The sequence below is a fragment of the Pseudomonas sp. E1BtOHC1 genome (genome assembly GCF_058744285.1).
In genome coordinates, this window is record NZ_CP196023.1 from 2773125 (window position 1) to 2795446 (window position 22322).

A 22322-nucleotide genomic window follows, 5' to 3' on the forward strand; every position below is an offset into this window, starting at 1 on the left:
TCTGATTCTTCTTGCGCGAGACATTTCATGCCCAATAACGATCGACTGCTGGTGCAGATCCTGCTCCTGGTGTTGTTCGGTGCCAGCTTCTGGGTGATGGCGCCTTTCTGGTCGGCGCTGTTCTGGGGCGCGGTACTGGCCTTTGCCAGCTGGCCTCTGATGCGATTGCTGACCCGTTGGCTCAATGGCCGCGAATCCCTGGCCGCAGCGTTGCTGACCCTGGGCTGGATGGTCCTGGTGGCGGCGCCCCTGGTCTGGCTGGGTCTCAATCTGGCGGACCATGTGCGCGATGCCACGGCCTTTATCAAGGACGTGCAGGTGGATGGGCTGCCCGAGGCTCCCGCCTGGCTCGGCGGCTTGCCACTGATAGGGGAGCGGCTGGTAGGGCTGTGGGACAGCATCGACCAGCAGGGCGCGGCCCTGATGCTGGCGGTCAAGCCGTACCTGGGGCAGGTGGGCAACTGGTTGCTGGCCCGCAGTGCGCAGATTGGCGGGGGCATTCTTGAGCTGACCCTGAGTATTGTCTTCGTGTTTTTCTTCTACCGCGACGGTCCGCGCCTGGCGCTGTTCGTGCACAAGCTGCTGGAGCGCCTGATCGGTGACCGGGCCGGGTATTACATCGAACTGGTGGCCGGCACCGTGCAACGGGTGGTCAACGGAGTCATAGGTACCGCAGCAGCCCAGGGCGTGCTGGCGCTGATCGGTTTTCTGATTGCCGGCGTTCCCGGGGCGCTGGTGCTGGGGATCGTCACCTTCCTGCTCAGCCTGATTCCCATGGGACCGCCCCTGGTGTGGATTCCGGCTACGGCCTGGCTGGCCTGGAAGGGCGAATACGGCATGGCGGTGTTCCTGGGAATCTGGGGCACCTTCATCATCAGTGGCGTGGACAACGTGCTCAAGCCTTACCTGATCAGTCGCGGCGGCAACCTGCCGCTGGTGATTGTGCTGCTCGGCGTGTTCGGCGGCCTGATTGCCTTCGGCTTTATCGGTCTGTTCATCGGCCCGACCCTGCTGGCGGTGGCCTACAGCCTGTTGCTGGACTGGAGCGCTAGCCAGGCCCGGACCCAGGAACCGCGCTGATCTTCCGATTGCCGCTCCCGTGGGAGCGGCAGTTGCTTCAAGGGGCGACGTTGACGCTGTTGCCGACGCTGCTGGTGTTCAACTGATACTGCTTGCTCCAGTTGGCGATCATCTTGCCCAGGGCTTCGGCGATATTCGCCTGCTGCTCCTGGGAGCCGCTGTGCTGATTGCGTCCGGCTTGCAGCGCCGCCTTGAGCTCATCGCTGCTGATACCGCCACTGCTACTGGGAGACACCGGCTCTTGCAGCCTCAGAGGGGGAGTTGTCCTGGGTATTTGAATTTTCTACCCGTCGCTACATAAGGCGCTCAGGGGCGAGGCAGGTGCAACACTGCAGTCAGGCCGCCGCCCGGGGTTTCGTCCAACAGCAATTGTCCACCCATGCGCTCCGCAGCCTCGCGGGCGATGGTCATGCCCAGGCCTACACCGCCGGAGTTACGGTTGCGCGAGCCTTCGAGGCGGAAGAAGGGCTCGAACACGGCCTCACGCTTGTCGGCGGCAATCCCCGGTCCATGGTCGATGACCCGGATCAGCAACTGCTCACGGTTGTCTTCCAGGGCCAGGGTGGCCTGCCCGGCATAGCGCAAGGCGTTGTCCAGCAGGTTGTTGAGGCAGGACTGCAGGGCCATCGGCTGCACCAGCAGGGGCGCGCAATGGCCCTGGGCCTGGACGTCGGCGCCCTGGTCCTGGGCGTTCTCGCAGAGCGACTCCACCAGCGCCTGCACATCCATCCATTGCTGCGCCTCGCTGGTGCGCTGTTCATGCAGATAGCTGAGGGTGGCATCGAGCATCTTGATCATGTCGTCCAGGTCCTGGCGCATCTGCCCTTGCAACTTGCTGTCCTCGATCTGTTCCAGGCGCAGCTTGAGTCGCGACAGCGGAGTGCGCAGGTCGTGGGACACGGCGCCGAGCATGCGCCCCCGTTGCTGAACCTGTTCCTGTATGCGCTTCTGCATCTGGTTGAAGGCGCTGGCTGCTTGTCGCGCTTCCCGGGGGCCGACCTCTTCCAGCGGCGGGCTGTCGAGATTTTCGCTCAGGCGTTCGGCGGCATCGCTGAGGCGCTGGATGGGGCGCGATAGCAGCTTGGCGCCGTACCAGGCGGCGATGATCAAGGAGATGAACTGGAAGGTCAGGGGCACCAATGGGCCACCGAACCAGGGACGTGGCGGGCGTCTCGGGAAATGTGGTGGCGGAGCCGAAGGCTGGCCATTGCTGAGCGTCGCCGAATGGGTGGGGGGAGGTGGTGGCCGTGGTGGCCCGTAATGGTGAAACCAGAAGAATGCCAACAGGTGGGCGAGTACGATCGCGATCAGCAGGACGCCGAACAGGCGGCCGAACAGCGTATCGAAGCGCCCACGCATCAGCCGATATCTCGGGCGTCGAACAGGTAGCCCTCACCGCGCACGGTCTTGATCAACTGCGGTGATTTCGGATCATCCCCGAGCTTCTGCCGCAGGCGCGAGACCAGCAGGTCGATGCTGCGATCAAAGGCCTCGATGGAGCGTCCCCGGGCGGCGTCCAGCAGTTGTTCGCGGCTCAATACCCGGCGCGGGCGCTCGATGAATACCCAGAGCAGGCGGAACTCGGCATTGGACAGCGGCACCACCAGGCCATCGGCTGAGATCAGCTGGCGCAGGACGCTGTTCAGGCGCCAGTTGTCGAAGCGGATATTGGCTCGCTGTTCGCTGCGATCATCACGGACCCGGCGCAGGATGGTCTGGATTCGCGCCACCAGCTCTCGGGGTTCAAAGGGCTTGGCCATGTAGTCGTCGGCCCCCAGTTCCAGGCCGATGATGCGGTCGGTGGGTTCGCAGCGGGCAGTGAGCATGAGGATCGGAATATCCGATTCGGTGCGCAGCCAGCGGCACAGGGACAGGCCGTCCTCTCCGGGCAGCATCAGATCCAGTACCACCACGTCGAAGTGTTCGGCCTGCAGGGCCTGACGCATCGCAGCTCCGTCGGTGACGCCGCTGGCGTGGATGTTGAAACGCGCCAGATAGTCGATCAGCAGTTCGCGGATCGGTACGTCGTCGTCGACGATCAGGGCCCGGGTGTTCCAGCGCTTGTCGTCGCCATTGACTGCAGCTTTGGAGTCGTCGTTGAGAGGGGCTGGAGTGTTATGCATGGGGCGTTCATCTGCCAGGTAGGCTACCGGCCACCAGACGGTGACGGCGAGGTTGTGGCTTCAGCATAGGCGTCCGGCCCGGGGGCTGGAAGTGCTGTTCGAGGGTATTGCGGCTGGGGAGGGTAGCGTCGGGGGTTGTTGCTGACGTGTCGTCAGTGTATCCGGTTTGATACAAAGACCGCGTCCCCCGGGGGATTTGTTGGCCGGATCGGCATTCTCGACCACCGTTGAGGATGATTTACCTTTCATCGGGTCCCGGATCGCCACGGCTTGCGCTACAATCCGCGCCGATTTCGACTTGCCTGAGAGCCCCTTCATGTCCGCCTGCCAGACTCCTATCATCGTCGCCCTGGATTTCCCCACCCGTGACGCCGCACTGAAACTGGCCGATCAACTGGACCCGAAACTGTGCCGGGTCAAAGTCGGCAAGGAGCTGTTCACCAGCTGTGCCGCCGAGATTGTCGGGACCCTGCGCGACAAGGGTTTCGAAGTGTTCCTGGACCTGAAGTTCCACGACATTCCCAACACCACCGCCATGGCGGTCAAGGCTGCTGCGGAAATGGGCGTGTGGATGGTCAACGTGCATTGCTCTGGCGGCCTGCGCATGATGGCAGCCTGCCGCGAGGTGCTGGATCAGCGTACAGGTCCCAAACCGCTGTTGATCGGCGTCACCGTGCTTACCAGCATGGAACGTGAGGACCTGGCCGGTATCGGCCTGGACATCGAGCCCCAGGAGCAGGTACTGCGCCTGGCCGCCCTGGCACAAAAGGCCGGCATGGACGGTCTGGTGTGCTCGGCCCTAGAGGCCCAAGCTCTGAAGAGCGCCCATCCTTCCCTGCAACTGGTGACCCCGGGAATTCGTCCGGCGGGCAGCGCCCAGGACGACCAGCGGCGGATTCTCACCCCGCGTCAGGCTCTGGACGCCGGCTCCGATTACCTGGTGATTGGTCGTCCCATCAGCCAGGCGGCCGATCCGGCCAAGGCCCTGGCCGACGTAGTGGCCGAACTGGCCCTCTAAGCCTGCTGCAGGAGCTGGCTTGCTGGCGAAACGCATGCTGCGGTTCACCGGCAAGTCGGCTCCAGCAGGTTAGACCTTCAGTACCAGCTTGCCGAAGTTCTCACCGCTGAACAGCTTGGTCAGCGTTTCCGGAAAGGTCTCCAGGCCTTCGACAATATCCTCCTTGCTCTTGAGTTGCCCCTTGGCCATCCAGCCGGCCATTTCCTGTCCGGCGGCGGCGAACTGCGAGGCATAGTCCATCACCACGAACCCCTCCATGCGCGCACGGTTGACCAGTAGCGACAGGTAGTTGGCCGGGCCTTTGACCGCCTCTTTGTTGTTGTACTGGCTGATGGCGCCACAGATCACCACCCGGGCCTTGAGGTTCAGGCGGCTGAGCACCGCATCGAGAATGTCGCCTCCGACGTTGTCGAAATACACATCGACGCCTTTGGGGCACTCACGCTTGAGCCCGGCGTGCACGTCTTCGCTCTTGTAGTCGATGGCGCCGTCGAAGCCCAGTTCGTCGATGAGGAACTTGCACTTGTCCTGGCCGCCGGCAATGCCCACCACCCGGCAGCCTTTGATCTTGGCGATCTGCCCGGCGATGCTGCCCACCGCGCCTGCCGCACCGGACAGCACCACGGTTTCACCGGCCTTGGGCGCGCCGACATCCAGCAGTGCGAAATAGGCGGTCATGCCGGTCATGCCCAGGGCGGACAGGTAGCGCGGCAGAGGGGCCAGCTTGGGGTCGACCTTATAGAAGCCGCGGGGCTCGCCCAGGAAATAGTCCTGCACACCCAGGGCCCCATTGACGTAATCGCCGACTGCGAATCCCGGATTGTTCGAGGCAATCACCTGGCCCACCCCAAGGGCGCGCATGACCTCGCCAATTCCCACCGGCGGGATATAGGACTTGCCTTCATTCATCCAGCCGCGCATCGCCGGGTCCAGGGACAGGTATTCGTTCTTCACCAGAATCTGCCCCGGTGCCGGTTCGCCGACGGCAACCTGCTGGTAGGTAAAGGTCTCGCGGGTGGCCGCCCCGACGGGACGTTTGGCGAGCAGGAACTGGCGATTGGTCAGGGTGGTCATGGCAGGCACTCAAGGGGTGAATGAAGCTCTAGTTGATAGACCCTCAAGGACGTTGCCGCAAGGTTTGCCAGTCCAGCGAATGGGGGGCAATCCAGTGTGGTGATGTAGAAGGGGGTGCTTTCATCACCGGGATGCATAAGACCTCAACCGGCCTTTTGATAGTGCTGACGTGACCATGGCCGGCTGTGGCTAGATTGGATTGGGTAGCTGACCCGTACTTGATCGAGGATCTGAGCAATGAGCATGACGTTTTCCGGCCAGGTGGCCCTGGTGACCGGCGCGGCCAACGGTATCGGCCGGGCGACTGCCCAGGCGTTCGCCGCAGAAGGTTTGAAGGTGGTGGTGGCGGATCTGGATGTGCTCGGAGGCGAAGAGACGGTGGCGCTTATCCAGGCGGCTGGAGGCGAGGCGCTGTTCGTGTCTTGCAACGTCACCCAGGAGGCGGATGTGCAGAACCTCATGGCCCGGACAGTCGAGGCTTATGGCCGTCTGGACTATGCCTTCAACAATGCCGGGATCGAGATCGAGAAGGGGCGCTTGGCGGAAGGCTCCCTGGATGAGTTCGACGCCATCATGGGGGTCAACGTCAAAGGGGTCTGGTTGTGCATGAAATACCAGTTGCCACTGCTGCTTGCCCAGGGCGGCGGCGCGATCGTCAATACCGCTTCGGTGGCCGGTCTGGGTGCAGCTCCGAAGATGAGCATCTACGCGGCGTCCAAGCATGCAGTGATCGGCCTGACCAAGTCAGCGGCCATTGAGTACGCCAAAAAGAAGATTCGGGTGAATGCCGTCTGCCCGGCGGTGATCGACACCGACATGTTCCGCCGTGCCTATGAGTCTGACCCGAAGAAGGCCGAATTTGCCGCGGCGATGCACCCGGTGGGGCGTATTGGCAAGGTCGAGGAGATCGCCAGTGCGGTGCTCTATCTGTGCAGTGATGGCGCCGCCTTCACCACCGGACACGCCTTGACCGTCGACGGCGGCGCCACGGCCATCTGAGTGCAGGCTCGGGCCTTGGCGCAACAGCCCGCCGGGCCCCGATGGAATCGACCTTCAGTGTCCTGAAAACGACCTCGGCGTAGCTTTTTGCCATTATTCCGACGTCAGAGACTTGTGCGCCGGTACACGCCGTTGCGACCCTTCGCAAAGACAAAATGGCCCTATTGCCATTGGGGATTGGAAGGGGACTGCGCACCATGACTTCGGCCGCGAGTGGACGTTTTGCCAACCTGGGCATGGCAAAGAAACTGGGAATCGGTTTTGCCCTGGTGTTGCTATTGACGGCCCTGGTGGCCGGTATCGGCGTTTGGTCCCTGCAAACCATCAGCCAGCGTTTCGATGGCCTCAAGCAGATGTCCCAGCTCAACAGTGGCGTGCTCAAGGTGCGACTGCTGGAGCAGGACTATGCCTTGCACGGCGATAGCAAGACGGTGGACAGCCTGCATGAAAGCCTGGATGCACTGTTGCTCCTGGCCCAGCAGCTCAAGGGGCAGTCGTCCGCCAATCAGGCGGTGATGGGGGAGGTCGAGCTGGCGCTGGCGGACTATCGCAAGGCCTTCGATGAATTCGTCGAGCTCACCCAGGCCAAGGACCTAGCCCTGGAAATGGCCAGCTGGTCGGTGTCCAGTGTGGCCAACAACCTCGATGTGCTACAGGCCGGGCTGGCAGATGACGGCGCCTATACGCTCAAGGATTCCCAGGGCAAGGAGGGCGCGGAGTTCATCGAGCAGGCCAACCAGATCAGCCAGGTCTCGCGCCTGATGCTGCAAGCCATGAACGAAGCCCGGGTGCGCCTGGACCAGAATCGCAAGGGTGATGAGCAGGGCGGTGCCGAGCAGGGCAAGATCGAACAGGCCGAACAGGCCCAGGCCCAAGCCGAACAGTTGAAGGCCGCGGTCAAGGACGCGGGCTACCAGACGGTGCTCAACGAGGTCGCTGGGCACATCGGCAACTTCAGCGAAAAGCTCAACGAATACACCGGCCTGTTGGCCCAGGAGAAACAGGTCTATCAGACGTTGCATGAGCGCGCCGCCCAGGTGATGGCGCGGGTCGATCAGGCCTATGCCGCTGAAGATCTGTCGATGCAGGGGGAACTGGAGAAAAACACCCTGCTGATCATCGGCTCTTCGGCCCTGGCGCTGCTGGTGGGGCTGCTGGCGGCCTTGAGCATCACTCGCCTGATCGTTCGTCCGCTACGCAGTGTGATGCATGTGGCCCAGCAGATCGCTGCGGGGGACCTGAGCACCACGGTGGCGGTGACCCGGCGTGACGAGATCGGCCAGCTGATGCAGGCGATGCAGCAGATGGGCAGTGGCCTGAGCGGTATCGTCAGTGGGCTGCAGGCCGGGATCGAGCAACTGGCCAGTTCGGCCCAGTCACTGTCCTCGGTGACCGAGCAGACCAACCTTGAAGTCAGTACCCAGAAGGAAGAAACCGAACAGGTGGCCACCGCCATGAACCAGATGACCGCCACGGTGCATGATGTGGCGCGTAATGCCGAGCAAGCGGCCCAGGCCGCCCAGGCGGCGGATGACAAGGTGGAGAGTGGCCAGCAGGTCGTGCGCCAGAGCATGCAGCGGATCGAGCAGTTGGCGGATTCCGCGACCCGTGCCAGCAGCGGCATCGAGAGCCTGAGCGCAGAGATCGACAACATCGGCAGCGTGCTGGATGTCATCAAGAGCGTTGCCGAGCAGACCAACCTGCTGGCCCTCAATGCTGCCATCGAGGCGGCAAGGGCGGGGGAGCAGGGCAGGGGCTTTGCGGTGGTAGCCGATGAAGTGCGAGCCCTGGCCAAACGTACCCAACAGTCCACCGAGGAGATTGCGCGCCTGGTGACTGCACTGCATGCAGCTGCCGACTCTTCAGTGCAGCAGATCCAGAGCAGCGGTGAGCTGGTGAAGCTGGCGGTCAGCGATGCCCTGCAGACTGAAAGTGCCTTGGGCAGTATTGCTGCGGCGGTGTCGTTGATTCAGCAGATGAACCAGCAGATTGCCGCCGCCGCTGAGCAACAGAGTTCGGTGGCTGAAGAGATCAATCGCAGCGTCACCAGCATTCGTGCCAGTGCCGACCAATCTTCCCTGGCCATGCAAGGCAATGCAGCATCGAGCATTGAGCTGGCGCAGTTGGGCGTCGAGTTGAAGGGGATGGTGGGGCATTTCCGCTTGTAGCGGCGAGGAGGGCGCTGTTGCAGCGAACCCCTGCCTGGCGCCGAATGTGCCAGGCAGGGGTTTTTCATATCAGTCGTAGATGGCTTTCTTCTTCCAGTCGGCGTCGGCTTCCACGGTCTTCAGGCCTTGGGTCAGCTCGTTGTCCTCGTCTGGCGCCGGCTCCAGGGTCGACAGCACCATGGAGTTGGCGCGGGCCAGGAGCTTATCCAGGTATTCCAACTGCTCCTTGTAGACCGCCGGGTCCGGTTGCTTGCGCAGGTATTGCACGCCGCGCTCAAAGGCCAGGCGGGCCTGGCCTGGCTGGTTCTGTTGCAGGGCGTATTGCCCCAGGTTGTTGAAGAACTCGATATGCAGCAGCACCAGGATGTGGCGGATCTCCTTGATCCAGCGCTTGGCTTCATTGGGTTGCAGGAAGCCGTCGTGGGCGGCACGGGTTACCTGGCCGTGCATGGCCTCCAGCAGGAAGCGTACATCCTTGGCTTTGGCCTCGGTCTGGATGGGCGATGGCGGATTGTTCACCGGAATCGATTCGCCCTGACCCACCAAGGTATTGAGTTCGGCCTGGCGCGCCTTGAGAGCGGTGTCCGTCTTGTCGAGGTTGAGCATGCGCTGCACAACATTGAGTTCCAGGCGTGTCAGCAGCAGCTTGAGGGCCGGTGACATGAACTGGCCAGGGAAGGTTTCGGTGATCTCGCCGCAGCGCCGCAGGCGATCATTGAGTTCGACTTTGGTGCGGGCCTTTTCCAGTTTGTTGTTTTCCACCACATGGTTCATGTAGCCAATGGCGATCAATAGTGCGATCCCGGCTATTACCAGCAGGGTGATCATGAGTGGTGTCACCGTTAAAACCTCGTTATAGGATTCGCGTGCGAGTGTAGTGGCTTGGCATTTAGACGCATAGCGCCGCTCGACGAGCCGGGCATGAGTTGTGCTGCTTATATAGGTATAGAACCGCCAGGGTCATCCCTAGGTTCAAATTGCCATCACCGGCTGCGGAGGACTATAACGTCTTGTCGAGTGCCAGAATATAGGCGTCAAAGCGCGGACGGCAGAAAAGCCCCAAGTGGGCCTAAAACTACTCCGAAGTCATTGATTTAAATAAAATTATATCTGGGGGTTGACGGCCTCCCAAAGCATCCATAGAATGCGCGCCACTTTCAACGGAAAGCAAATAGCAAAACGTTGAAGGAAGTGAATGCTGTAGCGTGTCCCCTTCGTCTAGTGGCCTAGGACACCGCCCTTTCACGGCGGTAACAGGGGTTCGAGTCCCCTAGGGGACGCCAATGCGGGAATAGCTCAGTTGGTAGAGCACGACCTTGCCAAGGTCGGGGTCGCGAGTTCGAGTCTCGTTTCCCGCTCCAATTTTAAACGGCACTGCTTTCGGGCGGGGTCGAGTGAAACCAGAACCAAGTCTTCGGATACGGATCTGGACACCGAAACACACACCATGTGTTCCGGGTAGCGTGTCCCCTTCGTCTAGTGGCCTAGGACACCGCCCTTTCACGGCGGTAACAGGGGTTCGAGTCCCCTAGGGGACGCCATTTGCGGGAATAGCTCAGTTGGTAGAGCACGACCTTGCCAAGGTCGGGGTCGCGAGTTCGAGTCTCGTTTCCCGCTCCAATTTTAAACGGCACTGCTTTCGGGCAGGGTCGAGTGAAACCAGAACCAAGTCTTCGGATACGGATCTGGACACCGAAACACACACCATGTGTTCCGGGTAGCGTGTCCCCTTCGTCTAGTGGCCTAGGACACCGCCCTTTCACGGCGGTAACAGGGGTTCGAGTCCCCTAGGGGACGCCATTTGCGGGAATAGCTCAGTTGGTAGAGCACGACCTTGCCAAGGTCGGGGTCGCGAGTTCGAGTCTCGTTTCCCGCTCCAATCTCACAAAAACGCCGCTCACTGAGCGGCGTTTTTGTTTGTCTGCGATTCAACGCTTCGTCCTGCCATGGACAAAAAAAGGCCCGCCAGTCAGATGACTGTGCGGGCCTTTGTCGTGGGTCGCTTACAGCGACAGCAGCAGGCGTCCGGCGAACAGCAGCAGGATCAGCCCCATGCAGCGCTCGAACCAGTGGCCCAGACGCATGAACAGCAGGCGGACCCGAGCGCTGGAAAAGAACAGCGCGACGATGACGAACCACAGGGCGTTCACCAGGCACATCCAGGCGCCATACAGCGCCTGAATGCTCAATGGCGTGGTGGCGCTGACCAGGGTGGTGAAGATCGCCAGGAAGAACAGGGTCGCCTTGGGGTTGGTGGCGTTGGTCAGGAAGCCGGTGATAAAGGCCCGCAGCAACGTCTGCTGCGGTTCATCCGGCGCCGTGTCGCCTGGGATGCTGGTCTTGGCCTTGCTGCGCAACAGACTGACGCCCAGGTACAGAATGTAGGCAGCGCCCAGCAGCTTGGCGGCACTCAGCAGCCAGGGTGTCGCGTGCATCAGTGCGCCGACCCCGAGCAGGGTGTAGAGCACATGCACCGAAATGCCGGCACCGATCCCCAGGGCGGTACAGACACCAGTCATTCGGCCAAAGCGCACGCTCTGGCGGATGGTGACGGCAAAGTCCGGGCCTGGGGCGACCACGGCAAGAAAGTGAACGACGGCCAGGGCAAGAAATTCCCCAAGATAATTGGACAGCATGCGGACTCCGCAAGGCAGGAAGGTGGGTAAAGACGTGGGGGCTCAGTCGAGGCTGTAGCTGACCGAAAGGGTGCCTTTTTTCTCTGCGACCGAGTCGATGATCACCCGTCCCAGCTCTTTCAGGCGCTGGACATGAGTGCCGCCGCAACCGTAGGCGGGCAACTGGCCGAAGCTGATCTGGCGCGATCCGGCGGCCAGGGAGATGTGCCGGGGGAAATCCTCGCTGATCCATTGTGCGAGGGCGTTCTGCACCCTGGCGCAGTCGATTTCTCCTGGCTGTTCGCCGGGCTTGAACGACACCCGCCCCTCGTCCGGCCAGTGATGAGCCTTGACCGGTATCCAGCCCTGGCTTTGCACGAAGTGGCCAATCAAGTGCCCGGCGGAATGCATGCGGCTGTTGAACAGGCGCTGCTCTTCATCGACGCGAGCTTCATGGCTTCCCGGCATCAGCGGCTGGGTCAGGTAATGCACGATCTGCTCGCCTTCCTGGGTGACCCGCAGCACGCGGGCCTCGCCAATAAAACCGGTATCGCTGGGTTGGCCGCCACCCTGGGGATGAAAGGGCGTGGCGTGAAGGGTCGCAGCGAACAGGTCATCTCGGGGCACGCAGGTCAGCAGTTCTACCGGGGCAGTCAGCAGGTCATGTTCGTAGTACAGGCGAAGCGTCATTTCTCAAACCCTGGAACCAAGTGTTTTTTTATTATGAGGCTTGAGCAATTGCGTGATAATCCGTTCAAAACTCAATGGACTATTGCGTCATGAGCATAAATCTCCCCCTGCCTTTACTGGCAGAAATGGCCATCTTCGTCAGGGTCGTTGAAACCGGCAGCTTTTCCGAAGCGGCGCGTCAGCTGGGCTCCTCGCCGTCGGCGGTGAGCCGCAGCATCTCGCGGCTGGAGAAGGCCCTGGCCACGCGTCTGCTGCAACGCACCACCCGCAAGTTGCGCTTGAGCGATGGCGGCGAAGAGGTTTTCAAGCGCTGCAGCGAGATGGTCAGTGCGGCCCGTTCGGTCATGGAGATCAGCGGTCAGTTCACCCACGAGGCCGAGGGCGTGGTGCGGGTCAGTGTGCCCAAGGCGGTGGGGCGGTTCGTGGTGCATCCCCATATGCCGGAGTTTCTTCGGCGCTACCCGAAGGTGGATGTCGAACTGCTGCATGAAGACAGGGATATCGACCTGATTGAAGACAATGTCGACCTGGCGATCCGCATCACCGACCGCCCGCCGCCAGGATTGATTGGCCGTCAGTTGTTGCGCATTGATCACCTGCTGTGTGCCACCCCGCAGTATCTGGCAGAACAGGGCACGCCGTTGCACCCCCAGGACCTGCGCCAGCACAGTTGCATCTATCTTGGCGAAACCCCCAGCGATGCGCGGTGGAAATTTACCCAGGGCGGCAAGGCGGTGACTGTCGGCGTGCGCGGGCGTTATGCCGCTAACCATACAGGGGTGCGTCTGGATGCAGTGCTCCAGCACCTGGGCATTGGCAGCCTGCCGTATTTCACCGCGCGTCACGCTCTGGAACAGGGACTGATTGTCCAGGTGCTGCCGGAGTGGACCTTTCTTGCGTCCTACCACGGCGGTGCCTGGCTCCTGCATTCGCCGACCCGTTACCTGCCGCCCAAGCTGCGGGTCTTTATCGATTATCTGGTGGAGTGCTTGGCCAGGGAGCCGACCCTGAACCGCCCCGGCAAAGGAGAACGCATCTTGTAGGCGCTGGCTTGCCAGCGAAGGTGTCTCTGAGGGCGATGCAAGACCCAAGGGCCTCTTCGCCAGCAAGCCGGCTCCTACGAGGACGACGCGCTAAGGCGGGAACAAAAAAGGCCCGCCGGAAAAACCGGGCGGGCCTTGGCTGCGCGAGGCGCGGCGATCAGTGCTTGCTGTCCTGGGCGGAGAGCGCCAGCAGCTGTTTTTCCTGGTTCCAGTCGAAGGGCTCGTCGTTCTGCTCGGCTTCGAAGCGACGCTCTTCCAGGGTCTGGTACAGGTCGATTTCTTCATCGGGCATGTAGTGCAGGCAGTCACCGGCGAAGAACCACAGCAGGTCGCGAGGCACCAGATGAGCGATCTGCGGATAGCGCTGCATGATCTGGCACAGCAGGTCCTGGCCCAGGTACTGGCTTTCGATCGGGTCGATCGGCAGCGAGGCGCGCAGTTCATCGAAGCGCTCCAGGAACAGCGCGTGGCTTTCTTCGGGAACCTGTTCGGCTTCTCCCACCGCCACCAGAATGCTGCGCAGGTGGTCCAGGAGGACGAGATGATCGGCGACGACGTTGGACATGACAGGGTCCTCAAGAGCAAAACGGGCGCGGGAGTATATAGCCCCCGCGCCCGGTTTCATAATCGACCTGTCCCGAGGGACCCGCTTAGCGGGTCTTGCCCTCGCTCAAGGTCAGTTCTTCCTTGGCGAAATCATCCACGTCGATGACTTTGCGTCGCGCCGCTTCGGCGTCCCGCAGGCTCTGGGCTTCGGCCGCTTGCAGCACGCCCGCCTCCAGGGCTGCATCGATGGGCGACTCGCCCGCAGCCGGTTTGACCTGGCCGCTTTTCAGTGCTTCGTGGAGTTTTTTCTGCAGTGGATGAGCTGCACTCAGCAGGTTGCAGGCGTGTTGCAGGGCGCCTACCGGATCGTCCGTGGATTGCGGGCGATAGCAGCCGGCGAGCACCGCTTCCAGGGCCGGGTCGCCCTGGGCGCGGCCAATGATCGCCGCCACTTCGGCATCCAGGCGGTCCGACGGCCCGGTATGGCGACGGCCGAAGGGGAACACCAATATCCGTAGCAGGCAGCCGAACACTCGGCTGGGGAAGTTGCTGAGCAACTCGTCCAGGGCGCGTTCGGAGTGGCCAAGGCTTTCTTCCAGGGCCCAGGCCAGCAGGGGCCGCAGGTACTCCGGTGAATCCAGATCGTGATAGCGCTTGAGGGCTGCCGAGGCCAGGTACAGGTGGCTGAGCACGTCGCCCAGGCGCGCCGACAGACGCTCGCGGCGCTTGAGCTCGCCCCCCAGGAGCATCATGGACACGTCGGCCAGCAGGGCGAAGGCCGCAGCCTGGCGGTTCAGGGCGCGGAAGTAGCCTTGGCTGAGCTTGTCTCCCGGGGCCTGTTCGAAGTGGCCCAGGCCCAGGTTCAGCACCAGGGTGCTGGCGGCGTTGCTTACGGCAAAACCAATGTGCTGGAGCAGCAGGGCATCGAATTCCTTCAGTGCCTGGTCATGGTCCTCGCGCCCGGCCAGGGCCATTTCCTTGAGCACGAAGGGGTGGCAGCGGATTGCCCCCTGGCCAAAGATCATCAGGTTGCGCGAGAGGATATTGGCGCCTTCCACGGTGATGAAGATCGGCGCGCCCTGCCAACTGCGGCCCAGGTAGTTGTTGGGGCCCATGATGATGCCCTTGCCACCGTGCACGTCCATGGCGTGGCTGATGCACTCGCGTCCGCGCTCGGTGAGGTGGTACTTGAGGATCGCCGACAGCACCGAGGGTTTCTCTCCCAGGTCCACGGCGTTGGCGGTCAGCATGCGCGCGCTGTCCATCAGCCAGGCATTGCCGCCGAGGCGGGCCAGGGCTTCCTGAATCCCCTCGAAGGCGCTGAGGGGCACATTGAACTGCTCCCGTACCTGGGCGTACTGGCCGGTCACCAGGCTGGTGAACTTGGCGGCGCCGGTGCCCACCGCTGGCAGTGAGATGGAACGGCCCACCGACAGGCAGTTCATCAGCATCATCCAGCCCTTGCCGAGCATTTCCTGACCGCCAATGAGGAAGTCCAGGGGGATGAACACGTCCTTTCCGGAATTGGGGCCGTTCATGAAGGCGGCGCCCAGAGGCAAGTGACGACGGCCGATGTCGACCCCCGGGGTGTCGGTGGGAATCAGCGCCAGGCTGATGCCCAGATCTTCCTCGTCCCCCAGCAGGTGATCCGGGTCGTGGGCCTTGAAAGCCAGCCCCAGCAGGGTGGCTACCGGGCCCAGGGTGATGTAGCGCTTTTCCCAGTTCAGGCGCAGGCCGAGGGTTTCCTCGCCTTGCCATTGGCCTTTGCAGATGATGCCGGTATCCGGCATGGCCCCGGCGTCGGAGCCCGCCAGCGGGCCGGTGAGGGCGAAGCAGGGGATGTCGTCGCCACGAGCCAGGCGTGGCAGGTAGTGGTTGCGTTGCTCGTCGGTGCCGTAATGCAGCAGCAGTTCCGCAGGGCCCAGGGAGTTGGGGACCATGACCGTGGAGGCCAGGTCGCCGCTGCGGGTCGCCAGCTTCATCGCCACCTGAGAGTGGGCGTAGGCGGAAAAGCCCTTGCCGCCGTACTCCTTGGGAATGATCAGGGCAAAGAAGCCATGTTCCTTGATATGGGTCCAGGCCGCGGGCGGCAGGTCCATATGCTGGCCAATCTGCCAGTCACTGACCATGGCGCAGAGTTCTTCGGTGGGGCCGTCGATAAAGGCTTGTTCTTCATCGGTCAGCTGGGCCTTGGGATAGGCCAGCAAGGTGTTCCAATCCGGGCGGCCGCTGAAAAGTTCGCCGTCCCACCACACGGTACCGGCGTCGATGGCGTCGCGTTCGGTTTGCGACATCGGTGGCAGTACTTTCTGGAACCAGCTGAACAGCGGTGCGCTGAAGTACTTGCGTCGCAGGTCCGGCAGCAGCAAAGGCGCGGCAACGGCCGCCAGCACTACCCAGAAAACCAGCAACAGCCAGCCGGGTGCTCGGCTGAAGGCGCCCATGGCCAGCAGGAAAACGGCCACTGCGCCCAGGGCGGGCAGAGGGGCGGTTCGGCGGTGCGCCAGATAGGCCACCCCAACCAGCAGAACCAGTATCCACAACAACAGCATATTCAATCCTCCATGAAACCAGGGGCCAAATCACCTTCAGAGCTTAGTCGGCCTCCGACAAAGCGGGTGATCGGGGCGGTGCGGGTACAGCAGTGGACTTTGCCGTCGAGCCAGGGTTTGCAAACCCGGCCCGATTGGATCGAGCCGACCCTGACCTTTGGCCGAAACGTCGTTATCGCTGGGGCGGACGCCTCGATAGACTCCAGGCTTCGCTCGGAGGTTTTGCCCATGCACGAGTACCTGCGTCCCAGCCGCTTCATCGATAGTGACCACCCTGCCGTGGTGGAGTTCGCCGAATCTCATCGCGGTGCCAGTGGTGATCCGCGACAGCAGGCGGTGAGCCTGTACTACGCAGTGCGTGAGGCCGTGCGCTACAACTTCTACGCCTTCAGTCGCGATCCCGAGACCTTGCGGGGCAGCCATGCCCTGGCCAGCGGCGAAAGCTATTGCGTACCCAAGGCCACTTTGCTGGCCGGCTGCGCCCGTCATTGCGGGATTCCTGCACGTATCGGTCTGGCGGATGTGCGCAATCATCTGTCGACGCCCCGTCTGCTTGAGTTGCTGCGCAGCGATGTGTTCGCCATGCACGGCTACACCGAGCTGTATCTGCACGGACGCTGGGTCAAGGCGACGCCAGCGTTCAATCAGAGCCTGTGCGAGCTGTTCGATGTGGCGCCGCTGGATTTTGACGGTGTGCAGGACAGCGTTTTCCACCCCTTCAACCGCCAGGGCGACCAGTCCATGGAATACCTGGTGGACCACGGGCGCTTCGCCGATGTACCGCAGAGCCTGTTCTTTGCTCACCTGGAAAAGTGCTATCCCCATCTGTTCAATGAGCAGAGCCCTGTGGCGCTGGGGGACATGCACGGCGATTTGAGTCGCGGCTGATCAGGCGTAGACTGCCCCGGCATTCATTACTGAGGGATGGTCATGCTGAAGATCTGGGGTCGCAAGAACTCGTCGAATGTCAGAAAGGCGCTGTGGTGTGCTGAAGAGCTGGGGCTGGCTTATGAGTCCCTGGATGCCGGCGGTGCCTTTGGCGTAGTGGACACCCCGGAGTATCGGGCACTGAACCCCAATGGACGCATCCCACTGATTGAAGACGATGGCTTTGTGCTCTGGGAGTCCAACACCATCGTGCGTTACCTGGCAGCCCGGCATGCCGCCAATAGCCACTGGTACCCGGCCGATGTGCAGGCCCGGGCCAGCGCCGAGAAGTGGATGGACTGGACCACCTCGACCTTCGCTGAACCGTTCCGGCATTTGTTCTGGGGCGTATTGCGCACCCCCGCAGCGCAGCAGGACTGGCAACAGATCAATGCCGCCAAGGCCACTTGCGCCGAGCTGCTGACCCGGGTCGATCAGGCGCTGGCTTTGCAGCCCTATCTGTCGGGAGAAGAAATCGGTGTGGGCGATATCCCGCTTGGCAGCTTTATCTATGCCTGGTTCGAGATGCCCATCGAACGGCCGTCGATGCACCATCTTGAGGCCTGGTACCAGCGTTTGAAGCAGCGTCCGGCCTATCGTCAGGCGGTGATGACCGCGTTGACTTAATACCCACTATCGATACGGGTGACTGTACTTGCGTGGCCTCGACCCGCAACATGGCGAGCGCCTGGCGTCGTTGCAATCCAGCCAGGCCGCCCTTACTTATAAAATTCCCCCATCTTGGTGCATGAATCCGATATGAGTTCCGCTCTGTCCATCCGGCAGCTAACCAAAACCTACGGCAACGGTTTCCAGGCCCTGAGTGGTATCGATCTGGATGTCGCCGAAGGTGACTTTTTCGCCCTGCTTGGCCCTAACGGGGCCGGTAAATCCACCACCATCGGCATTCTTTCGACCCTGGTGAACAAGACCAGCGGCACCGTGAATGTCTTCGGTCACGATCTGGATCGTGAACCGGCGGCGCTCAAGCGCTGCATCGGTGTGGTGCCGCAGGAGTTCAACTTCAACCAGTTCGAAAAGACCTTCGACATCGTCGTCACCCAGGCCGGCTATTACGGCATTCCGGCGAAGATCGCCAAGGAGCGGGCCGAGCAGTACCTGACCCAGCTCGGCCTCTGGGACAAGCGCGATGTGCCGTCACGCTCCCTGTCCGGCGGCATGAAGCGCCGCTTGATGATTGCCCGGGCCCTGGTCCACGAGCCGCGCCTGCTGATCCTCGACGAACCCACTGCCGGGGTCGATATCGAGCTGCGCCGTTCGATGTGGAGCTTCCTCACCGAGCTCAATCAGAAAGGCATCACCATCATCCTCACCACCCATTACCTGGAAGAGGCTGAGCAGCTGTGCCGCAACATCGGCATCATCGATCACGGCACCATCGTCGAGAACACCAGCATGCGTCAGTTGCTGGGCCAGTTGCATGTGGAAACCTTCCTGCTCGACCTCAAGCACGATCTCAATGTGGCGCCGCAACTGGTGGGCTACCCGACTCGGCTGGTGGACAGCCACACCCTGGAAGTCCAGGTGGACAAGGCTGTGGGTATCACGGCGCTGTTCGGCCAACTGGCTCTGCAGAACATCGAGGTCTTGAGCCTGCGTAACAAAACCAACCGACTTGAGGAGTTGTTCGTGTCCTTGGTGGAGAAGAATTTGTCGAAGGTGGCGGTATGAGTTCGGAGTTGAAACCCAATCTGGTGGCGCTCAACACCATTGTCTATCGCGAGGTCCGACGCTTTACCCGGATCTGGCCGCAGACCCTGCTGCCGCCGGCCATTACCATGGTTCTGTACTTCGTCATCTTCGGTAACCTGATCGGTCGGCAGATCGGCGATATGGGTGGTTTCACCTATATGGAGTACATCGTGCCCGGGCTGATCATGATGTCGGTGATCACCAACTCCTACGGCAACGTGGTGTCGAGCTTCTTCGGCAGCAAGTTCCAGCGCTCCATCGAGGAATTGATGGTGTCGCCGGTATCGCCCCACACCATTCTCATCGGCTACACCCTGGGTGGGGTCCTGCGGGGCTTGATGGTGGGGATCATCGTGACCCTGTTGTCGCTGTTCTTCACCAAGCTGCAGGTGCATCACCTGGGCGTGACCGTGCTGGTGGTGGTGCTGACGGCGACTATCTTCTCGCTGCTGGGCTTTATCAACGCGGTGTTCGCGCGCAACTTCGACGATATCTCGATTATTCCGACCTTCGTGCTGACGCCCCTGACCTACCTGGGCGGAGTGTTCTACTCGATCAATCTGTTGCCGCCGTTCTGGCAGACCGTGTCCCTGGCCAACCCGGTGCTGCACATGGTCAACGCCTTCCGTTTCGGCATTCTCGGGGTTTCGGACATCAAGATCAGCGTGGCCATCACCTTCATGCTGGTAGCCACCGTGGTGCTCTATATCGGTTGTGCCCGACTGCTGGTCAGCGGGCGCGGCATGCGTCAGTAAACGCCGTGATGGTGTACTGAAAACGGCCTCCTTTGGGAGGCCGTTTTCGTTTGTCATCGCCGCTGTTGCTTGCGCCTGTGCCATTGGCGGCCGACCCACCAGCGCCAGTAGAGCATGGTCAGGCAATAGGCCAGCGCCCCCAGCACCAGTCCGGCCACCACCGAGCCGAGAAGGAAGGGTTGCCACAGGGTACTGAGCTGGCTGCTGATCCATTCCCAGGTCAGTTCGTCGGGCAGGGTGCGCGGCGGCACATTCATCAGCCAGGCGCCCAGTTGATAGGTACAGAAGAACACCGGCGGCATGGTGATGGGGTTGGTCAGCCAGACCAGGCTGACGCTGATGGGCATGTTGCCCCGCAACCAGATGGCCAGCACTGCAGCCAGCAGCATCTGCATCGGGATCGGGATAAAGGCCGCGAACAGGCCTACAGCCATGGCTCGGGCTACCGAGTGACGATTGAGGTGCCAGAGGTTGGCGTCATGCAGCAGTGTGCCGAGAAAGCGTAAGGACTTGTGTTCCCGGATGCTGACCGGATCTGGCATGTAACGTTTGAATAAGTGCCGGGGCATAAGGCTTCTCGGTCAGGTCAGGCGACGATTATGACCGGATTCTAGTCGGCGAAAATTCAGACATTGTGACAAATGATAAAGCCGCACCTGCGATCCTCGGCTAAGCCAAGAGTAGGGACTGCCAAGGATGGGCTGACTGATGGCTATGGCGATGCTGGCGTTGGCCGCAGGGCTGCTGGCGCTGGGTTTCATGCCGGTGCTGCCGCCCGGCTGGTTGTTGCTGCTGATGGCGATAGGGGGGCTGATGTTGCTGCCTTTTCGTACACATCCGGTGGCATTTTTTTTGTTCGGTCTGGCCTGGGCCTGTGCATCCGGGCAATGGGCGCTAGATGATCGCCTGCCTCAGTCTCTGGATGGGCAAACCCGTTGGCTGGAAGGGCGGGTGCTCGGCTTGCCGGAACCGGGAGCGGGCGTGGTGCGCTTTGAGCTCAAGGATGCTCAGTCCCGGCGAGAGCGCCTGCCACGGCGAATTCGCCTGGCCTGGCACGGTGGGCCGCCCGTCAATAGCGGCGAGCGCTGGCGCTTGGCGGTCAAGCTGCGGCGGCCTGCGGGTCTGCTCAATCTTCACGGTTTCGATTACGAGGCCTGGCTGTTGGCCCGGCGCATTGGGGCCACCGGCACGGTCAAGGACGGACAACTACTGGCGCCGGCTCGTCAGGCCTGGCGTGACGGTCTGCGCCAGCGTGTACTTGAGGTCGAGGCCCACGGCCGCGCCGCAGGCCTGGCGGCGTTGGTGATGGGCGACGGTTCGGGGCTGACGCGGGAAGATTGGCAACTGTTGCAGGACACCGGCACGGTGCACCTGATGGTGATATCCGGGCAGCACATCAGCCTGTTGGCTGGAGTGATCTACCTTGCAGTGGCAGGGCTGGCCCGTTACGGACTCTGGCCCGCGCGCTGGCCCTGGCTGCCCTGGGCTTGTGCCCTGGCCTTTGGCGGGGCACTGGGCTACGGCCTGCTGGCAGGGTTCGATGTGCCGGTGCAGAGGGCCTGCGTGATGGTGGCGCTGGTGCTGCTCTGGCGCTTGCGCTTTCGTCATCTGCGGGCTTGGTGGCCCTTGTTGCTGGCGTTGAATGCAGTGCTGTTGTTCGAGCCCCTGGCCAGCTTGCAGCCTGGGTTCTGGCTGTCCTTTGCGGCAGTGGCGGTACTCATCTTCACCTTTGCCGGGCGCCTGGGCACCTGGCGCTGGTGGCAGAGCTGGACCCGTGCCCAGTGGCTGATGGGTATCGGCCTGTTGCCGCCATTGCTGGCCCTTGGCTTGCCCATCAGTCTCAGTGGTCCGTTGGCCAATCTGCTGGCCGTGCCCTGGATCAGTCTGCTGGTCCTGCCCCCGGCGTTGCTGGGCTGTCTGTTGCTGCCTGTGCCTTATGTGGGCGAAGGCCTGTTATGGCTGGCGGGGGGCTTGCTGGATGGGTTGTTCCGGTTATTGGGGGCGATGGCCGGATTATGGCCAGCCTGGGTGGCGCCGTTGATACCCCTTTGGTTTTGGGGCATCAGCAGCTTGGGGGCGCTGTTGTTGCTGTTGCCCAAGGGCGTGCCAATGCGGGTGCTGGGTTGGCCGCTGTTGCTGCTGGCGGTCTGGCCTCCCCAGGACCCCGTGCCCGAGGGAGAGGTGGAGGTCTGGCAGTTGGATGTGGGGCAGGGGTTGTCGTTTATCCTGCGTACCCGTGATCACGCGATGTTGTATGACGCCGGTGCGCGAGTCGCGGATTTCGACCTGGGGGAGCGAGTGGTGCTGCCGACGCTGCGTAAGCTTGGCATTCAACGGCTGGACTTGATGCTGCTCAGCCATGCCGATAACGATCATGCCGGTGGCGCCCTGGCAGTCCAGCGCGGGATACCGGTGAGCCAGGTGCGCAGTGGTGAGCCCGGGGCCTTGCCCGCCGCCCTGCAATCAGCCCCCTGTGATAGCGGACTGAGCTGGGGCTGGAATGGTGCACGCTTCACTCTTTGGCAGTGGGCGGCGGCTGCAGACGGCAACCAGGCTTCCTGTGTGCTGCTGGTCGAGGCCGGCGGCGAACGCCTGCTACTCACCGGCGATATCGACGTCCATGCTGAGCGGGCCTTGCTCGACAGTCCGCTGGCGGTTCGCACTCATTGGTTGCAGGCGCCCCATCATGGCAGCCGTACCTCATCGTCCATGGCCTTGCTCCGGCGGCTGGCACCGAAGGCGGTGCTGATTTCCCGGGGGCGGGGCAATGCCTTTGGCCATCCTCACCCCCAGGTGGTGGCGCGCTACCGGCAACTGGGCGTGGCGATCCATGACAGTGCCGAGCAAGGCGCACTGAAGCTGCGACTGGGGGCTTTCGGGCAGCCTGAAAGCCTGCGGCAACAGCGGCGTTTCTGGCGCGACTCGCCAGCAATGCCTTAAATAACCGTGGGTTATTAAAGCCCCTGAGCATGCGACATCACGGTCTTCGGTGCGTCCAGCCCCTATGTTAGAGTGGCGC

At 62.2% G+C, this 22322-nt stretch carries 19 protein-coding genes, 6 tRNA genes and 2 pseudogenes; 17 read left to right on the top strand and 10 right to left on the bottom strand.

Translation table 11 applies throughout. The annotated features are described in order from the left end of the window. Positions 1–27 precede the first annotated feature (27 nt). Positions 28–1080, top strand: coding sequence for an AI-2E family transporter (locus tag ACSSVC_RS12745; RefSeq protein ID WP_346631925.1), 1053 nt, complete (start codon positions 28–30; stop codon positions 1078–1080). Between the two features lie 37 nt (positions 1081–1117). Here the strand turns inward: ACSSVC_RS12745 and ACSSVC_RS12750 are convergent. From ACSSVC_RS12750 to ACSSVC_RS12760, 3 genes and pseudogenes are all read right to left on the bottom strand, one after another. After that, positions 1118–1303 (bottom strand): annotated as a pseudogene (locus tag ACSSVC_RS12750) (calcium-binding protein); the annotation flags it as partial. An 83-nt stretch (positions 1304–1386) separates the two neighbouring features. Beyond that, complete coding sequence (locus ACSSVC_RS12755; RefSeq protein ID WP_346631924.1) at positions 1387–2439, bottom strand: sensor histidine kinase; 1053 nt, start codon at positions 2437–2439, stop codon at positions 1387–1389. Continuing rightward, positions 2439–3203, bottom strand: coding sequence for a response regulator (locus tag ACSSVC_RS12760; RefSeq protein ID WP_346631923.1), 765 nt, complete (start codon positions 3201–3203; stop codon positions 2439–2441). The genes ACSSVC_RS12755 and ACSSVC_RS12760 overlap by 1 nt, the downstream gene beginning before the upstream one ends. 316 nt (positions 3204–3519) lie before the next feature. Here ACSSVC_RS12760 and pyrF point away from each other — a divergent pair, with 316 nt between their 5' ends. Beyond that, a complete protein-coding gene (gene pyrF / locus ACSSVC_RS12765) occupies positions 3520–4221 on the top strand; it encodes an orotidine-5'-phosphate decarboxylase (protein WP_213664951.1) in 702 nt (233 codons plus the stop codon). 69 nt (positions 4222–4290) lie between these two features. On the opposite strand, the gene ACSSVC_RS12770 is transcribed toward pyrF, so the two are convergent. After that, positions 4291–5295, bottom strand: coding sequence for an NADP-dependent oxidoreductase (locus ACSSVC_RS12770; RefSeq protein WP_346631922.1), 1005 nt, complete (start codon positions 5293–5295; stop codon positions 4291–4293). A gap of 237 nt (positions 5296–5532) precedes the next feature. On the opposite strand from ACSSVC_RS12770, the gene ACSSVC_RS12775 reads away from it, so the two are divergent. The 3 genes and pseudogenes from ACSSVC_RS12775 to ACSSVC_RS12785 all read left to right on the top strand — a co-directional run bounded on the left by ACSSVC_RS12775 (position 5533) and on the right by ACSSVC_RS12785 (position 8462). Continuing rightward, the gene (locus ACSSVC_RS12775; protein ID WP_346631921.1) at positions 5533–6294 is read left to right on the top strand and encodes an SDR family oxidoreductase; all 762 of its coding nucleotides are present in this window, start codon (positions 5533–5535) and stop codon (positions 6292–6294) included. Positions 6295–7376: 1082 nt separating this feature from the next. Beyond that, positions 7377–7601 (top strand): annotated as a pseudogene (locus ACSSVC_RS12780) (HAMP domain-containing protein); the annotation flags it as partial. Beyond that, on the top strand, positions 7599–8462 hold the full coding sequence (locus ACSSVC_RS12785) for a methyl-accepting chemotaxis protein (RefSeq protein WP_371826160.1): 864 nt from the start codon (positions 7599–7601) through the stop codon (positions 8460–8462). The pseudogene ACSSVC_RS12780 and the gene ACSSVC_RS12785, both read left to right, overlap by 3 nt. Before the next feature lie 69 nt (positions 8463–8531). Here ACSSVC_RS12785 and ACSSVC_RS12790 read toward each other — a convergent pair whose 3' ends face one another. Beyond that, complete coding sequence (locus ACSSVC_RS12790; RefSeq protein WP_346631919.1) at positions 8532–9302, bottom strand: hypothetical protein; 771 nt, start codon at positions 9300–9302, stop codon at positions 8532–8534. A gap of 367 nt (positions 9303–9669) precedes the next feature. On the opposite strand from ACSSVC_RS12790, the gene ACSSVC_RS12795 reads away from it, so the two are divergent. From ACSSVC_RS12795 to ACSSVC_RS12820, 6 genes are all read left to right on the top strand, one after another. Next, a tRNA-Glu gene (locus ACSSVC_RS12795) sits at positions 9670–9745 on the top strand. Positions 9746–9747: 2 nt separating this feature from the next. After that, a tRNA-Gly gene (locus tag ACSSVC_RS12800) sits at positions 9748–9823 on the top strand. Between the two features lie 104 nt (positions 9824–9927). Then, positions 9928–10003 (top strand) — tRNA-Glu (locus tag ACSSVC_RS12805). Between the two features lie 3 nt (positions 10004–10006). Continuing rightward, positions 10007–10082: transfer RNA gene (locus ACSSVC_RS12810), tRNA-Gly, on the top strand. Positions 10083–10186: 104 nt separating this feature from the next. Further along, positions 10187–10262 (top strand) — tRNA-Glu (locus ACSSVC_RS12815). A gap of 3 nt (positions 10263–10265) precedes the next feature. Continuing rightward, positions 10266–10341: transfer RNA gene (locus ACSSVC_RS12820), tRNA-Gly, on the top strand. A 124-nt stretch (positions 10342–10465) separates the two neighbouring features. Here the strand turns inward: ACSSVC_RS12820 and ACSSVC_RS12825 are convergent. Both ACSSVC_RS12825 and ACSSVC_RS12830 read right to left on the bottom strand, forming a co-directional pair. Beyond that, a complete protein-coding gene (locus tag ACSSVC_RS12825) occupies positions 10466–11098 on the bottom strand; it encodes a LysE family translocator (protein WP_123725724.1) in 633 nt (210 codons plus the stop codon). A 42-nt stretch (positions 11099–11140) separates the two neighbouring features. Continuing rightward, a complete protein-coding gene (locus ACSSVC_RS12830) occupies positions 11141–11767 on the bottom strand; it encodes an alanyl-tRNA editing protein (protein ID WP_446440149.1) in 627 nt (208 codons plus the stop codon). A gap of 89 nt (positions 11768–11856) precedes the next feature. Between ACSSVC_RS12830 and ACSSVC_RS12835 the strand changes: the two genes are divergently transcribed. Continuing rightward, complete coding sequence (locus ACSSVC_RS12835; protein WP_123725726.1) at positions 11857–12810, top strand: LysR family transcriptional regulator; 954 nt, start codon at positions 11857–11859, stop codon at positions 12808–12810. Between the two features lie 157 nt (positions 12811–12967). Here ACSSVC_RS12835 and ACSSVC_RS12840 read toward each other — a convergent pair whose 3' ends face one another. Continuing rightward, the gene (locus ACSSVC_RS12840; RefSeq protein ID WP_346631916.1) at positions 12968–13375 is read right to left on the bottom strand and encodes a PA2817 family protein; all 408 of its coding nucleotides are present in this window, start codon (positions 13373–13375) and stop codon (positions 12968–12970) included. Positions 13376–13460: 85 nt separating this feature from the next. Then, a complete protein-coding gene (locus ACSSVC_RS12845; RefSeq protein ID WP_492612344.1) occupies positions 13461–15908 on the bottom strand; it encodes an acyl-CoA dehydrogenase in 2448 nt (815 codons plus the stop codon). 228 nt (positions 15909–16136) lie between these two features. On the opposite strand from ACSSVC_RS12845, the gene ACSSVC_RS12850 reads away from it, so the two are divergent. From ACSSVC_RS12850 to ACSSVC_RS12865, 4 genes are all read left to right on the top strand, one after another. Further along, on the top strand, positions 16137–16796 hold the full coding sequence (locus ACSSVC_RS12850; RefSeq protein ID WP_346631914.1) for a transglutaminase-like domain-containing protein: 660 nt from the start codon (positions 16137–16139) through the stop codon (positions 16794–16796). 42 nt (positions 16797–16838) lie between these two features. After that, a complete protein-coding gene (locus tag ACSSVC_RS12855; RefSeq protein WP_404938762.1) occupies positions 16839–17462 on the top strand; it encodes a glutathione S-transferase family protein in 624 nt (207 codons plus the stop codon). A gap of 132 nt (positions 17463–17594) precedes the next feature. Then, entirely contained in the window at positions 17595–18527 is a 933-nt protein-coding gene (locus ACSSVC_RS12860; protein ID WP_346631912.1) for an ABC transporter ATP-binding protein, read from the top strand. Further along, entirely contained in the window at positions 18524–19303 is a 780-nt protein-coding gene (locus tag ACSSVC_RS12865; RefSeq protein ID WP_102863930.1) for an ABC transporter permease, read from the top strand. The genes ACSSVC_RS12860 and ACSSVC_RS12865 overlap by 4 nt, the downstream gene beginning before the upstream one ends. Positions 19304–19356: 53 nt before the next feature. On the opposite strand, the gene ACSSVC_RS12870 is transcribed toward ACSSVC_RS12865, so the two are convergent. Beyond that, entirely contained in the window at positions 19357–19872 is a 516-nt protein-coding gene (locus ACSSVC_RS12870; protein ID WP_346631911.1) for a DUF2062 domain-containing protein, read from the bottom strand. A gap of 139 nt (positions 19873–20011) precedes the next feature. Between ACSSVC_RS12870 and ACSSVC_RS12875 the strand changes: the two genes are divergently transcribed. Beyond that, positions 20012–22243 (top strand): DNA internalization-related competence protein ComEC/Rec2, encoded by a 2232-nt coding sequence (locus ACSSVC_RS12875; RefSeq protein ID WP_492612345.1) that lies wholly within the window; start codon positions 20012–20014, stop codon positions 22241–22243. Positions 22244–22322: the final 79 nt, after the last annotated feature.

What these genes read in the sequence shown, in the direction of transcription:
- ACSSVC_RS12755 (WP_346631924.1), bottom strand. Translation starts at nt 2,439, where the DNA reads ATGCGTGGGCGCTTCGATACGCTGTTCGGCCGCCTGTTCGGCGTCCTG.
- ACSSVC_RS12860 (WP_346631912.1), top strand. Translation starts at nt 17,595, where the DNA reads ATGAGTTCCGCTCTGTCCATCCGGCAGCTAACCAAAACCTACGGCAAC.
- ACSSVC_RS12870 (WP_346631911.1), bottom strand. Translation starts at nt 19,872, where the DNA reads ATGCCCCGGCACTTATTCAAACGTTACATGCCAGATCCGGTCAGCATC.
- ACSSVC_RS12785 (WP_371826160.1), top strand. Translation starts at nt 7,599, where the DNA reads ATGGGCAGTGGCCTGAGCGGTATCGTCAGTGGGCTGCAGGCCGGGATC.
- ACSSVC_RS12775 (WP_346631921.1), top strand. Translation starts at nt 5,533, where the DNA reads ATGAGCATGACGTTTTCCGGCCAGGTGGCCCTGGTGACCGGCGCGGCC.
- ACSSVC_RS12875 (WP_492612345.1), top strand. Translation starts at nt 20,012, where the DNA reads ATGGCTATGGCGATGCTGGCGTTGGCCGCAGGGCTGCTGGCGCTGGGT.
- pyrF (WP_213664951.1), top strand. Translation starts at nt 3,520, where the DNA reads ATGTCCGCCTGCCAGACTCCTATCATCGTCGCCCTGGATTTCCCCACC.
- ACSSVC_RS12745 (WP_346631925.1), top strand. Translation starts at nt 28, where the DNA reads ATGCCCAATAACGATCGACTGCTGGTGCAGATCCTGCTCCTGGTGTTG.
- ACSSVC_RS12770 (WP_346631922.1), bottom strand. Translation starts at nt 5,295, where the DNA reads ATGACCACCCTGACCAATCGCCAGTTCCTGCTCGCCAAACGTCCCGTC.
- ACSSVC_RS12855 (WP_404938762.1), top strand. Translation starts at nt 16,839, where the DNA reads ATGCTGAAGATCTGGGGTCGCAAGAACTCGTCGAATGTCAGAAAGGCG.
- ACSSVC_RS12825 (WP_123725724.1), bottom strand. Translation starts at nt 11,098, where the DNA reads ATGCTGTCCAATTATCTTGGGGAATTTCTTGCCCTGGCCGTCGTTCAC.
- ACSSVC_RS12850 (WP_346631914.1), top strand. Translation starts at nt 16,137, where the DNA reads ATGCACGAGTACCTGCGTCCCAGCCGCTTCATCGATAGTGACCACCCT.
- ACSSVC_RS12760 (WP_346631923.1), bottom strand. Translation starts at nt 3,203, where the DNA reads ATGCATAACACTCCAGCCCCTCTCAACGACGACTCCAAAGCTGCAGTC.
- ACSSVC_RS12865 (WP_102863930.1), top strand. Translation starts at nt 18,524, where the DNA reads ATGAGTTCGGAGTTGAAACCCAATCTGGTGGCGCTCAACACCATTGTC.
- ACSSVC_RS12835 (WP_123725726.1), top strand. Translation starts at nt 11,857, where the DNA reads ATGAGCATAAATCTCCCCCTGCCTTTACTGGCAGAAATGGCCATCTTC.
- ACSSVC_RS12840 (WP_346631916.1), bottom strand. Translation starts at nt 13,375, where the DNA reads ATGTCCAACGTCGTCGCCGATCATCTCGTCCTCCTGGACCACCTGCGC.
- ACSSVC_RS12830 (WP_446440149.1), bottom strand. Translation starts at nt 11,767, where the DNA reads ATGACGCTTCGCCTGTACTACGAACATGACCTGCTGACTGCCCCGGTA.
- ACSSVC_RS12845 (WP_492612344.1), bottom strand. Translation starts at nt 15,908, where the DNA reads ATGCTGTTGTTGTGGATACTGGTTCTGCTGGTTGGGGTGGCCTATCTG.